General features: G+C 33.0%; 9 protein-coding genes. All 9 read left to right on the forward strand.

All coding sequences use genetic code 11. The features are described 5' to 3' along the window. The first annotated feature begins 114 nt into the window (after positions 1–114). Positions 115–1,017: a hypothetical protein gene (locus tag ACR0QS_RS04585; RefSeq protein WP_432632266.1), complete on the forward strand. Its 903-nt coding sequence runs from the start codon at positions 115–117 to the stop codon at positions 1,015–1,017. 45 nt (positions 1,018–1,062) lie between these two features. After that, positions 1,063–1,749, forward strand: a complete 687-nt coding sequence (locus tag ACR0QS_RS04590; RefSeq protein WP_432632267.1) for a hypothetical protein — start codon at positions 1,063–1,065, stop codon at positions 1,747–1,749. Positions 1,750–2,846: 1,097 nt separating this feature from the next. Then, on the forward strand, positions 2,847–4,334 hold the full coding sequence (locus tag ACR0QS_RS04595; protein WP_432632268.1) for a TolC family protein: 1,488 nt from the start codon (positions 2,847–2,849) through the stop codon (positions 4,332–4,334). Between the two features lie 62 nt (positions 4,335–4,396). Then, positions 4,397–7,585 carry an efflux RND transporter permease subunit gene (locus ACR0QS_RS04600; RefSeq protein ID WP_432632269.1) on the forward strand — a complete coding sequence of 1,063 codons (3,189 nt, stop codon included), beginning with the start codon at positions 4,397–4,399 and terminating at the stop codon, positions 7,583–7,585. A gap of 38 nt (positions 7,586–7,623) precedes the next feature. After that, positions 7,624–8,640 carry a glycosyltransferase family 2 protein gene (locus tag ACR0QS_RS04605; protein ID WP_432632270.1) on the forward strand — a complete coding sequence of 339 codons (1,017 nt, stop codon included), beginning with the start codon at positions 7,624–7,626 and terminating at the stop codon, positions 8,638–8,640. Positions 8,641–8,649: 9 nt separating this feature from the next. Continuing rightward, on the forward strand, positions 8,650–9,813 hold the full coding sequence (locus ACR0QS_RS04610; RefSeq protein WP_432632271.1) for a DUF362 domain-containing protein: 1,164 nt from the start codon (positions 8,650–8,652) through the stop codon (positions 9,811–9,813). 133 nt (positions 9,814–9,946) lie between these two features. After that, complete coding sequence (mrdA, locus tag ACR0QS_RS04615; protein ID WP_432632272.1) at positions 9,947–11,950, forward strand: penicillin-binding protein 2; 2,004 nt, start codon at positions 9,947–9,949, stop codon at positions 11,948–11,950. Further along, positions 11,943–13,259: an FtsW/RodA/SpoVE family cell cycle protein gene (locus ACR0QS_RS04620; protein ID WP_432632273.1), complete on the forward strand. Its 1,317-nt coding sequence runs from the start codon at positions 11,943–11,945 to the stop codon at positions 13,257–13,259. The genes mrdA and ACR0QS_RS04620 overlap by 8 nt, the downstream gene beginning before the upstream one ends. Before the next feature lie 39 nt (positions 13,260–13,298). Then, positions 13,299–14,456 carry a SpoIIE family protein phosphatase gene (locus ACR0QS_RS04625; protein ID WP_432632274.1) on the forward strand — a complete coding sequence of 386 codons (1,158 nt, stop codon included), beginning with the start codon at positions 13,299–13,301 and terminating at the stop codon, positions 14,454–14,456. The last annotated feature ends 63 nt before the right edge of the window (positions 14,457–14,519 follow it).

The following is a 14,519-nucleotide window of genomic DNA, read 5'->3' on the forward strand; positions in this document are numbered from 1 at the left end:
AAAAAAGAACGGAACTTTTGACTTACTTTAAAAAAGTAAGAAAAGATTAAAAGGAAAAACATGAAATTTTATAAACTAACTTTATACTCCCTAATAATCGCCTTGATTTTTTACATGCACGCATCCCCGCAAACCAACATGGATAAATTCTTCGCGGGCGATTTTTCCACCAACAAAATTTTATCGCGTGAGTTTTCAAAAGAACGGCAGTTATTTAGCGTAAATTTAATCCCGAGCTACTCCGTAATTTTTCCCACTTTAGTTAAAAATCTTTTTAGAAATGTCAAAACTTTTTCGGGCTTGGCTCAAATCGACATCAGCGAATATTCAAAATATTTCGACTATATCGACTTAAAAGGCGGCTTCTGGTATATCCCAAATATTTCCTACACGATTTTATTAAACCGCGTCATCGGTATCGAATTGGGAATCGGCGTTCAGTCGGTTTCCTATTCTCTATCCGTCCCTCAAAATAAAGTCGGCGATTTATTGGAAGCCTTCGACCCCGACAAAAAAGAATACGCGGGCGCGGTTGGCAGCGACACTTATTTTAAATCTTCTTTCGTTTATATTCCGATTCATTTGGGATTAAAAATTATTTCGGGTAAAACTCATAAAACGGTAAATACTTTCCGACTTGGACTCGAGACTGTGGTTTACAATATCGAAACCTTAAACGGCGTCACTGGAGTCAAAACCGAGCGAAAAACCGTTTCCCCGACTTTCTACATTTCCTACGAATTGGGCTGGAATATAGATTTATTCCCAAATAAAAATTGGAGAGTTAAGCCATACATTGATTTTTCTTTACTTGAAATTGGCTTTTATTTTAAGTCTTCGATGGAAGGCGTTTATAATAATGCAAAAGAAGGCGTGGGATTTTTCGGCAGCGGTTTGCTTGATATTAATTCCTATCTTCCCGCTTGGAATGATATTCCGAAATCGGACATTGTTAAATTTGTCACTTCTTTGAAAATCGCATTTTTCCCGCGTGTCGGAGTGACTATAAGATTTTAAAATTAATTTTAATAAATAAAAAATAAATAAAAAAAGGATATTACAATGAACAAAATATTAAAAATATTAATTACGGCTTTTTTAATTTCTTCGGTTTGCATTCCAAATCTATTTGCAAATAATTTCAATGTTGGAATCGGCTTGGTTGTTCCTTTGGGAGCTTCAATCTCTCAAAAGAATCAAACTCACAATGCGGATGCCGACAAAAATGACGGAATATTTTCGGGCAAATCCGCTTTTGAATTCGGAGTCGGAATAACGCCGGGATTTTATAGAGGCTTTAACGACTTCATGGGATTTTCCATCGCTTTGGATTTCGGCTATAAACGAGAGGTTTTTTCCTACAGTCAAAATAAAAAAATTGCCGACTCTCAATACGAAACCGTCTCAACGATTTATTATTTCGACACAATAAATTTGGGCTTGCTTCCAAAGTTTAATGTCGCTTCATTTTTTATCGGAATCGGCGGCGGAGTAAAAATAGTCGTAAACGGAGTCGAAAAAATTAAAAACTACGGCGAGAATAATGTTCAGTTAAAAAGCCCTTATATTCCGTATGTCAAAGCAACTTTCGATTATTTATTTTTATTTGGCGATGAAATGGCATTGGGAATCGGCTTATATGCAGGCTATGATTTCGGACCGCATGCAATAGATAGTAGATTTAGCAAAAATATTTTAAGCGCTTTCGACATCGGCGGACAAATCAGCTTTTATTTTGTAAACAATTAATTTGATAATAAAATTTAATTTGATAATAAAGTTTAAAAGGAGTAATAAAAAAAATATTCGTTTGTCATTGCGAGCCGTTGCCGTAGGCACACAGCGTGAATGCGTGGCAATCCACACAGAGTGAGCAAAAATAAAAAATCAAGGATTAATAAAAAATAATTGTCATCGCCGAGCGAAGCGAGGCGCACAGCGTGGGCGAGCTTTCGTAAGAAAGCGAAGCAATCCACACTAAATAGATTGCTTCGGCAAAGCCTCGCAATGACGAGCTTTCCAAATACTGCGAAAGTTTTTTACAAATGGACTTTGTAATCCGACTGTAATTGTTTTTTTGCTTCTTTTTTTGACAAAAAAAGAAGTGGTTTTTTGGTTCTTTTTTGGCATCAAAAAAGAACGAAGGAATTTGCTTACTTTAAAATAAAAAGTAAGAGGAAATTTGGCGACTGCCCGCCTTCGGCGTGATTACTTTCACCGAAGGTGCGCAGAGCGATTAAAAGAATTTAGGCTTGCGGATAATCTAAATTTCTTTCATATATTGGTATTCTCATCGCGGCGTCCCATTTAAAAGCGACTGGATGGAAACGCTTATTATTTGGCGTCCGCGATGATTAATTAAAAAAATATTTGATTGTAAATTTACTTAATATTACTTGTAATGAGGGACTTTCCGAATTAGCGAAAATGTTTTTATTAACGGATTTTGAATTCTAAACGGAGTTGTTTTTCGCTTCTGCGGGCTTTAGCCTTGTTTTCTTTTTTTCGCCAAAGGCGCGCAGGGCGACAAAAAAAGAAATGTTTTTTTGCTTACTTTTTTTACATAAAAAAAGTAAGAGGAAATTTTGATTTTATTAAAAAGAATAGCAATTATGTTTAAATCTTTTTCATTTTTTAAGCTTTCTCTCTCCAAAGGGTTAACTCCCCCTTCATTAAAATATAATCTTTAGAACCTCATGCGAAAGCATGGGGTTCGCTTTAATTTTATAAAAAATAACTACATTTTATATTTACTGTAGTATAAACTACAATTTGGCTTTAATTGTAATTCCAATTATTAAATAAAATATTAAAATAATTATAACTTTTATTAAATAGGTGACTTCATGATAAAAAATATAATAAGAAAAATAATAACGGTTTTATTAATCGCTTTCGGTTTTTCGTTTTATCTTTTTTCTCAAAGTAACGGAACGATTTTAAATTATAGCGAATATATTGGAAAAATAGAATCTCTCATTCCCGAAATGAAATTAACGGCTTCGGCAGAGAGCAACGCTTATAATAATTTGATTAAAGCAAAAAGCAGCGGAGATGTTAAATTCGATTTGCAGGCGGGAGCGATTGGAATGCAAAATCATTTTAATCAATATAGCATCTTGCCCGAATCGGATTTTCATTATAACGGTTTCAGAGTTGGCGCGGGATTTAGCGGATTGATTCCATATTCTGGCACGAGATGGAATGTGGAAATTCGACATGACGGTTATTTTGGAGATTTTAAAAGCGGGAATATATCTTTACTTCCAAATATGCCTCCGTTAAATTTTGGAACTAATAATTTTAAATATTATTCTCCGAGTATAAAAATAGAAATCGCTCAGCCGATTTTGAGAGATTTTTTCGGAAAGCTCGACAAATATCCGATTAAAGACGCCGAATATCAATTAACCGTTGCAAAATTAAAAAGAATGATAGACGATAACGCCGTTTTAAGCTCTTACCGAAAACTTTATTATCAATGGATAATGGCAAAAAAATTAATCGATTTTTATGACGAGATGATAAAAGAATCGAGGAATTTTGAAAATCAAGCCTTCAACAGATATAAAAACGGACTCATTGATAATGACGCTTATCAAAATGCAGTTCGACAAACTATAAAATACGGCGAGGCAAAAGACGAAGCGGAAATTTTATTGAAGAGAGTTTTAAGAAATATTCAATTTTTTATACCAGAAGAAAATATTATTCCAAACGATAACGACTGGAATCAAACTCTTAACGATTCTATAAATTCAGAAATTAATTCAGTTTCGTTTTTAGATAGCGTTCAAGGACAGATGGCTTATCAATTAAAATTAAGAGCCGAATACGGAATGACAATTATAAAAAATAATTCTATGCCCGATTTGTCGATAGTCGGAAATGTTTCGCTTTCGGGTTTGGACGACAGCGGATATTTTAATTCTTTTGCGAGTATGACTAATTTGAATTATTTTGTCGGGCTTATGTTTTCTTATCCAATCGGCGGGCGAGATGCAAAGGCAAAAATGATGGACGCCTATGCTTCGTTAAATGCAGTTTCGGCGGATTACGATAGAGCGAATAGAGATTTTGAAGTTCAAATTGGAATATATTTTGACGAATTTCAATCTTATAAAAAAATGATAGAAAATAAAAAGCGGGAAATAAACGCCATAGCTTCAAGAATCAATACTCAAAACGAAAAGTTTAAACAGGGCAGACTTCCGATAGACGAAATTATAAATACGCGGCTCGAACTATCAAAGGCGAGAGGAGAACTTTTGAATTTGGAATATTCTATAATCGCTACGGTTATGGATTATAATTCTTTAGTTTTGCTAAAATGATTAAAAATATTTTTAAATAAATAAATGTTAATAAAAAATTTGATAAAAAAGAGGAATAGAAAATGAATAAAATAATTGAAATATTTGCTAAAAACAGATTATTGGTTAATGTAATAATTATAATTACTTTATGCATCGGAGTGCAGGCTTCGATTAATATAAAGAAAGAGGCTTTTCCGTCAACCGATTTCGATGTTATGCTCGTTCAAGTAATTTATCCCGGAGCATCGCCAGAAGATGTCGAACAGAACGCCATTATTCCAATCGAAGACGAACTTCAAACGATAGCGGGAATAGACGAATTTTACTCTCTTATAATTGAAAATGCGGGAATAATCACAATAAGAATAGATATGGAACTTAAAGATTCTCGTCCAGTGAAAGACGAAATATTTAGAAAACTTCAAAATGTTCAAAATATTTCAAAAGATGTGGAAGAGATAAAAATTACAGAAGCCAATGCAAATAAAATGCCAATATATAATTTGGGAATACATTTTAAAGAAGGAATGGAAGGATACGAAAAAGAGCTTTACGATATTTCAAAAACATTGGAAAAAGAATTAAAATATGTAGACGGAGTTGCAAATATTGAAGTTTACGGAAGAACGGACCCAGAAATTCAGATAATTGCAAATCCGCAGAAATTGAGAGAATATTATATTTCATTAAGCGAAATAATAGAGGCTTTGTCTTTAAGGAATATTCGTTCGACAAGCGGAAGTATGAAACCAGCGGAAACCGAAAGTATAGATTATAAAAATAAACTTCTTGTGACAATGGGACAGTTTGAAAATCCTTTATCGATTACAAATCTTATAGTTCGCTCGATATTCAACGGAAATCCAGTGAGAATATCGGATATTGCGGAAGTAAAAGAAATTTTTGCCGACAAAAATGTATTTATGAGAGTAAATAAAACGGACGGCTATTCGATTAATATAATCAAAAAAGAAGACGCCGATATAATAAGAACAATAAATAATGTGAATAAATTTTTAGAAGAAAATAAAAAGATTATTCCAGAAAATATAGAAATATCCGTAATGGGAAATAATTCGAGGACAATAAACGACCTTTTAAATGCAGTGAGTTCAAATATTGTCGGAGGATTTATAATAATATTTGCAATTCTGCTTATATTTTTGGATTTTAAAAGCGCAATTTTTACATCTCTCGGAATGGTAATTGTGACGGCGGTTTCTATGATTTATATGGAATATTCTGGAATAACTTTTAATACCATATCTTTGGCGGGAATAATAACCGTTCTCGGCATGATTGTCGATAATTCGATTGTAGTTTCGGAAAATATTTTTAATTATCATCAAAGAGGATTCAGAGGTTTGGAGGCGACAAAAAACGCGGTTGGCGAAGTTTTTATGCCTATGCTCGTTTCCACTTTAACTACCGTTGCGGCTTTCGTCCCAATGATATTCGTGTCGGGAACGATGGGAAGATTAATCAATCAGTATCCGAAAGTCGTAATAGTCGCTTTAATTACGAGCATATTTCAAGCGGTTCTTCTGCTTCCGAATAATTTAATAACAAAATCGGAATTGAAAGGAATAACAAATATAAATAACGATAACGATAAAAATAAAAAAAGATTTAAAAATCCGCTCGATTTCGATAAAGATAAATTATTTAATGTATTGAAAATTCCTTTTAAAAATTTATTAATTTTCATGATGAAAATAAGATATTTGGTAATAATATTTTTTATAGCGCTTTTAATATTTTCCATAATTATTTCAAAATCAATATTTTCAAAATTTACTTTAATTTACGACACAAGCGCCGATGTGATAGTAATAAATATAAACTCTGGAATCGGAAGCTCTATACATAAAACTAAAGAATATTTATCTAAAATTGAAAATATAATTTATGAAACGATTGATAATAAAGATTTAATTGCCGTTTACAGTTTAGTCGGAAAACAGCTCGATAAGAATCAGGCGGATATATCCGAAGAATTGAATAATTTGGCGGGAACTATGATATATTTAGTCCCAGCAAATAATAGAAAGAAAACGGCTTTCGATATAGTGGACGATTTAAATTTGGCGATAGAAAAAAGCGAAATTAAAAACGATTTGGAACTTATAACTGTTAATACGAAACTTGTTATAAATCCCGGTAAAGCGGTTGATATAAAAATAATTGGAAACGACACTTTAGCGGCTCAAGAAGTAAAAAATAAAATGAAAGAAAAATTATTATCGCTCGGCGGAATAATAAATTATGACGATGACGATAAAATAGGTGAGGAAGAATTAAGAATAATATTCGATTACGATAAAATGGCGGAATTAGGTTTAAATGTCGCTTACGCGGCAAGAGAATTGAGAGCGGCTTATGCGGGAATAGTCGCTACTTCGATTCAGCGCTTTGACAATAGATTGAATTTTAGAGTTAGATTGGACAGCGCATATACTTACGATACGAACACTTTATATAATCTGCTTATTCCAAATACTTACGGAAGATTAATTTATTTGAAAGATGTCGCTACAATAGATATTACGAATAATAAATCGAGCATAATGCATTATAACGGCAAAAAATCTATAACGATGACGGCGGATATAGTTCAGGGAGAAAATACGGCTTTGAATATAATGTATAATATGAGAAACTATTTTAGTTCAATATCGAAAGATTATCCTTCAATAAGCGTTAATTTTTCGGGAGAGGTTAAGGAAACGAGCGGTTCTATAGTCGGACTTGCTTGGGGATATTTATTTGCCATAATTGCAATTTATGTCGTTCTTCTGCTTCAATTCAATAAATTTGTTCAGCCTTTAATGATACTCGGAATAATACCTTTCGGAATAATCGGAGTAATTTTGGCTTTTGCAATTCATAGAATGCCAATGTCTTTTGTCGGCGGAATCGGAATAGTCGGACTTGCGGGCGTTGTAGTAAATAACGGAATAATAATGGTAGATTTAATTAATAGAATACTTGAAAGCGGAAATATAAAAAATAAAGACGATGTATTTGACGCGATAGTCGAAGGAGCGAGCGAAAGATTTAGAGCGATATTTTTAACCACGATTACGACTATATTCGGACTTCTTCCAACTGTTTACGGAATTGGCGGAAGAGCGGATTTGATAGTTCCGATAGTTATGGCTATGGCTTACGGACTTTTATTCGCGTCTCTTTTGACTTTAATACTTTTGCCATGTTTGTTTATGATATCGGCGGATTTGAAGCTTGTGAGGATTAATTATAAAATATAACTTTTGACAAACTTCCAATATCTAGTATAATCTATAAAATGATAACAGTTATTATACCGATTTACAATGTGGCGCAATATTTAAGAAATTGTTTGGAAAGCGTCATTAATCAAACATTTAAAGACTTGGAAATAATTTGCATAAATGACGGTTCTACGGACGATTCGATTCACATATTAAAAGAATATCAAAAAAAAGACGAAAGAATAATTATAATCGATAAAAAAAATGAAGGGGTTTCCGCCGCAAGAAACGATGGAATAGAAAAAGCGAGAGGCGAATATTTATTTTGTATAGACGGAGACGATTATATAGATAAAGATTTTTTTGAGAGATTTTATAATAACGCGAAAGAAAACGATAGCGATTTGGTTGTTTTAAGCAGTTTTTGGAATTTGGATAAAAGAATAAATAAAAATTGCGGTTATCATTCGGCGCTTCCGACTTGTGCTATGTTTATAAGAAAAAAAATACTGGATGAAAATAAAACCGTTCGTTATCCTTTGAATGTTCAGCCCGGCGAGGATGGAATATTTTCGCATAAACTTTTAATGTTCGCTAAAAATATAAGTTTCGAGTATAACGCGCATTATCATTATATTAAAAGAGCGGGGCAGGATTCTCAAAGGGCGGTTAAAGAGCCTAAAATATTATTGTCGGCGATAAAAAAATGGTTTGAAATTTTGGAAGATTTTTATAACGAATATAATTTTTGGGAAAATCAATCTTTATCGTTTGCAAAATATATTGAGCAGGAAGCTTTTCTTGCTTTTAGAACGAAAAATTTTAATATCGAAGACGAACGAAAAGTTTTTGAAATTCTAAAAAACACTTTAAATAAAGTCGTAAAAAATATTGATAAAGAAAATTATAAATATTTTTCAAAAGAATTTATAGATTTGATAGAAGCTAATTCGATTAAAGAATATTATTCAAAAGTAAAATTCAGATATAATTATATTAGATTTTCTTTGTTTAAAAATTCTTTTCAAAAAGATATTTCGATTCGTTATAAAGAAAATAGATTTAAATTTTATAAAAACGATAAATTATGAGGAATTTTCATGAATAAAGATGCGATAAAAGTCGCGTTAATAAAATGCGATAGCTACGATTTGACAAAAGTAAAAAACGCTATAAACAGAGGAATCGATTTGCTTGGCGGAATCGATTTATTTATAAAAGACGGAGATAAAATTTTACTTAAACCGAATTTACTTGCCGCAGAATCTTCCGAAAAATCCGTCACGACTCATCCGATAGTTTTTGAGGCAGTAATTTCAATCTTGCAGGAAAAATCTAAAGAAAAAAATATAAATATAAAAAAAATTTCTTACGGAGATTCGCCGGGAATTGGAAAAGGAATTTCTGTCGCTCAAAAATCGGGAATAAGCGAAGTTGCCGAAAGACTTAAAATTGAATACGCCGATTTTGACGAACCAATCGGAATAAGTTTTAACGAAGGAATAAAAGAAAAAAGTTTTACTATAGCGAAACCGATTACCGAAGCCGATACGATAATAAGTTTGCCAAAATTAAAATCTCATGCTTTAACCGTTATGACGGGAGCGGTAAAAAATCAATTCGGATGCGTCCCGGGATTTAGAAAAGCTGAATATCATTTGAAACTTCCAGATTTTGACGATTTTTCAACTATGCTTTTGGATTTGAATAAATTGATTAATCCGAAATTATATATAATGGACGGAATAATGGCGATGGAAGGAAACGGTCCGAGAAGCGGAAACCCGAGAAAGTTGAATGTTTTATTATTGTCGTCCGATGCGGTAGCTTTGGATTATGTCGCCTCTCAAATAATATCTTTCGATTATAATTCTATTCCAACAATAAAAATGGGATTCAAACTCGGTTTTTCAAATAAAGAAAATATTGAAATAATCGGAGACGATATTGAAAGCCTTAAAGTAAACGATTTTAAGAAACCGCATAAAAGAATAGGAATCGGAAGAAGTTTAATGAAGTTGAGTAGATTTAAAATAATAAAAAGATTATTTTCTATAATGATACCGAAGCCCGTGATAGAATATGATAAATGCGTGAAATGTGGCGTTTGCGTTAAGGTTTGTCCCGTCACTCCGCTCGCGCTTAATTTCAATAAAAAAGGAAAATCCTCTCCGCCAGAATATTATTACGATAAATGTATAACCTGCTATTGCTGTCAGGAATTATGTCCGCATAAAGCGATAATTTTAAAAAGAAAATTTTAATCTAAAAATTCTAATAAAAAATTTTTAATTTAATTTGTATAATACCGTTATTTATAGTATTGATAAAAGTATTTTTTGTAATATAATTTTAGATTATTCTTAAAAATACATTCTTAAATAGAGGATAAATTTGATGGATTTGTTTGAAATAGAATTAAATAAAGATAAAAAATTTGTTGGTGAAGATTTTAGATATAGAAGAAAACTTTTGGTTATTCTTTTCGTTTCTATTTTCGTTGTTTCCGTTCTTATAATAAGATTATTTTATTTGCAAATAATAAAGAATAGATATTACAGCGGTTTATCGAGAAATAATAAAGAGCAGATAATCCCGATTGAAGCTCATAGAGGCGAAATATACGACAGAAACGGAGTTATGGTTGCGGAAAATATTAAAGTTTATGTTATGTATATGATTCCAACCTATTTGCCTAAAAATTATTTTGAAAGAGAAGAACTTTTATATAGAGTTGCAAAAGTATTCAATATAGATTTACAAATTATAAAATCAGCTTTGGATAAAGTTCCAAAAAACAGTTACGAGTCAATCGAAATAACGGATAATATCACGATGGAACAAATCAGCTATTTAGCCGAACGCGCCGAAGAATTTCCCGGAGTTTATTATGGAAGCAAATCAGTTAGAAATTATCCGCTCGGCGAGACAATGACGCATATATTGGGCTATATAGGAAATATCTCTCAAGAAGAATTTGAAAGCAAAAGAATCGAAGGCTACAGAAGAAACAGCATGATTGGAAAGGAAGGAGTCGAACAGTTTTACGATAAAGAACTTAGAGGAATTGACGGATATGTTCAGTGGATAGTAGACTCGAGAAATAGAGTAAAAGAAACGATAAGCCCCGCGGTTGGAAGACCGATTCCCGGAAAAAAACTAATTTTAAGCATCGATTCAAAAATTCAAAAAGACGCCGAAGATTTACTTTACGGACAAGTTGGAACGATAATAGTATCGCGTCCGACAACGGGAGAGATTATCGCTATGGTAAGCGCACCTTGGTATGACCCGAATATATTTATAGGAAAAATCGACAGAGAAAAATACGCCGAACTTATAAATAATCCAGCGAATCCTTTTTGGAATAAAGCTATAAGAGGAAGATATCCTCCAGGTTCCACTTTCAAATTAATATCTGCGGCTGGTTCGCTTGCGGAAGGAAGACTCACGGCAAATACTACAAGATTCTGCGGCGGCGGTATGTTGCTTGAAAACAGATTTTACAGATGCACAGGACAGCATGGTTATGTAAATATGTATAGAGGAATTCAATATTCCTGCAATACTTATTTTTATACTTTGGCTTACGAACTTGGACCAAATTTTATAAAAAAATACGCGGAAATGTTTGGGTTTGGAACTCCTACGGGAATAGATTTGCCCGGAGAAAAAATCGGAGTAGTTCCGAGCGCTGATTGGAAGAGAAGAAGAATTGGTGAATATTGGTGGGACGGAGACACTTTGCAATATGTTATCGGGCAGGGTTATATGTCCGCAACTCCAATAGCGGTTCACATGGCTACTTCGGCGATTATAAACGATGGCGTCATGTATCGTCCGCATGTAGTTAAAGAAATAAGAAGTTCGCAAACGGACGAAGTTATATACAATAACGATAAAGTGGTAATTAAAAAATTGGATATTCCTCAAAATGTATTTACCGTAGTTAAAGAAGGAATGAGAATGGCAGTCGCGGGCGGAACTGCAAGAAACGGAGCTTGGTCACCTTATGTGAAATTGGCGGCTAAAACTTCAACCGCTCAAAATGCGCAAGGTAGGGACCATACTTGGATTACGATTTTCGGACCTTATAATCAAAGACCCACTGACGATATGGTAGCCGTTACCGTTATGTTGGAACATAGCGGAGGCGGAGGAGGAAGCACGGCGGGACCAATCGCTACGGCAATGCTGCGTTCGATATTATCGGGAGAAAACGCTCTCGAAGTTAGAAATTCCATCTATTATAGAATGCAAAGTATTTACGAACAGCTTAGAATTGCAAGAGAACAAGCTGCAGCCGAAGCGGCGGAAAACGGAGAAAATAACGATAATAACGCTGACGAAGACAATTCTAAAAAGAAAAGAAATACGGACGATAGGATAAAATATGAATGAAAAAAAAGAAATAAAAAGATTCTTTATATTCGATTTCAGAATATTACTCGCGATAATATTTTTAATGATAGCGGGCGGAGTCGCCGTTTATTCTTCGACATATTCGGCGGAAGCGAGCAGAATGAGTTGGCTTTTTTTGAAATATCTATTCTTTTCGGTAACGGGCTTGGTTATAATGTGCATAACGATGTTTATAAATTATACAAAATTAGCCGAGCATAGAATGTCTTTATATATTCCAATGATTGCGCTTTTGATTTTAGTTTTGATTCCAAATGTCGGAACTACGATTAACGGAAGCAGCAGTTGGCTTTTTGGAATGCAGCCTTCGGAATTTGGAAAATTGGTAATGATAATATTTTTGGCGGGATATTTGGACCAAATAGGAGATAAAATAAAAGAAGAAAAATATTTTGCATTGGCAGGTTTATTTATTGTGATTCCAATCGCTCTAGTTTTGATGCAGCCAGATTTGGGAACGGTTTTGGTTTACTGTTTTATAGTTTTCGTCATGCTTTTTGTCGGCGGAGTTCCGATAAGATATATTTTGGCTTTAATGAGTATAGGAATTATCGGGCTTTCGATTCCTATGTTTTTGGAATATAAAAGAATGTCGGACGATATAAATAATGTTCTTTTTAATTTTTTATCTCAAAGAATTTATATAGGCTATCTTGCGGGAGTATTATTATTCATAGCCGTTTTGCTTTTAACGATTAATTTTTATATGAGCAATAAATATATAGAATCGGTATCGTTTATGTTTTTCGTTTTATTTTTGAGTATGTGCGCCGCTTTGGTATTCGATATAGGATTAAAAACTTATCAAAAAGAAAGGCTTTTGGTATTTATGAATCCTCAATTAACGCGATTAAGTTCGGGCTATAATATAATTCAGTCTTTAATAGCCGTTGGAAGCGGAGGATTATTCGGAGAAGGATTTTTAAACGGAAGTCAGTCTCAATTAAATTTTATTCCCCAGCAGGTAAACGATTTTATTTTTTCAAATATATGCGAAGAATGGGGATTTGTCGGAAGCGCTTTAGTAGTTTTAGCCTACGGAGTTATATTTGTCAGAGGAATAACTGTGGCTTATTTAGCGAAAGACAGACTCGGAGCTTTAATAGTTGTCGGAGTCATAGCGATGTTTTTATGCCATGTTATAATCAATATAGGAATGGTTGTTGGAATGATGCCGATTACGGGACTCACTTTGCCATTCGTAAGCAGCGGAGGTTCTTCTATTTTGACTTTTTCAATGTCGATAGGACTTATATTTAATGTAGAAGCGAGAAGATATGTTCATTAATAATTTAAATAATTTGCGATTAAAAATATTTTATAAATTATGAGAAATAATATTTTAACGGAAAAAATTTTAATAGTCGATTCAAATATAGATTATGCGAAATTCATACAAAACGCCTTAAAAAAAGACGGATATTTATGTTATATTGCCGTTTCTTACGAGGACGCGGTTAATTTGGCTCATGAAAAAATTCCCGATTGTATTATTGTCGATTATATGCTTCCTTTCGGCGGAGCTTTCAGATTGGCGGAACATGTAAGCGCAGACAATCTTATAAATAATACAGTTATACTTTTTATGACGGCAAACGACAATAAAGCGGAATGTATAAAATCGTTCGAGTGCGGAGCGGACGGATTCTTTCAAAAATCAATCGATATAGATATTTTTTTATTAAAAATGAAATCGTATATAAGATTAAAAAAAGCGGTAGAATCGAATATAATGTATATGGATATTCTAAAAAAAGACATCGAATACGCTTCAAAATTGCAAAAAAGCATTCTTTCTTATGGAAACGCTTCGATTCCTAAAAACGATATAGCGGTTTATCATTATGCTCCAAACGAAGTATCGGGAGATTATAGCGGTATAAAAGCGATAAACGATGGATGTTATGCGATTTTGCTTGCAGATGTTTCTGGGCATGGAGTTGCGGCAAGTATGCTTACGATATTAATAAAATCTTTTTTCGACACTCATGCAATTATCGATTCAAAAAATACTTCTCCATCGGCGTTTATTAAAGAACTTAATAAATTTTTTATAGACGAAGGTTTTGATAAAAGTTTATTCGCTTCGGTATTTTACGCTGTTTACAATAACGAAACGGGATATTTTCTATGTTCTTCTGGAGGTTCGCCCAAACCTTTATATTATTCAAATTTTTTTAATAAGATTGATTTTTTGGATATTGAAGGTCCTTTGGTTGGAATGACGGAAGACAGTCAATATACCGAAACAAGCATAAAACTCGCCCATAACGACACTTTGCTTTTATTTACGGACGGCGCTTACGAAATATTTAACGACAATAATAAAATGTTCGGAGACGAAAAATTAAAATCCATTTTCTTAAAAAATATGCATAAAAATATTAATATAATAAAAGAAAATATGATAAAAGAGTTAAAAGACTTTTCAAATAATTCTTTGCCTGACGATATAAGCATGATTTTCTTAAGAAGAACGGATTAAAATTTAAAAAATTATAACTAAATATTTTTTTATTACGATAATAAAGTTGACATATTATTATTT

The organism is Brachyspira sp., from assembly GCF_050873525.1.
Taxonomy (GTDB): Bacteria; Spirochaetota; Brachyspiria; order Brachyspirales; family Brachyspiraceae; genus Brachyspira.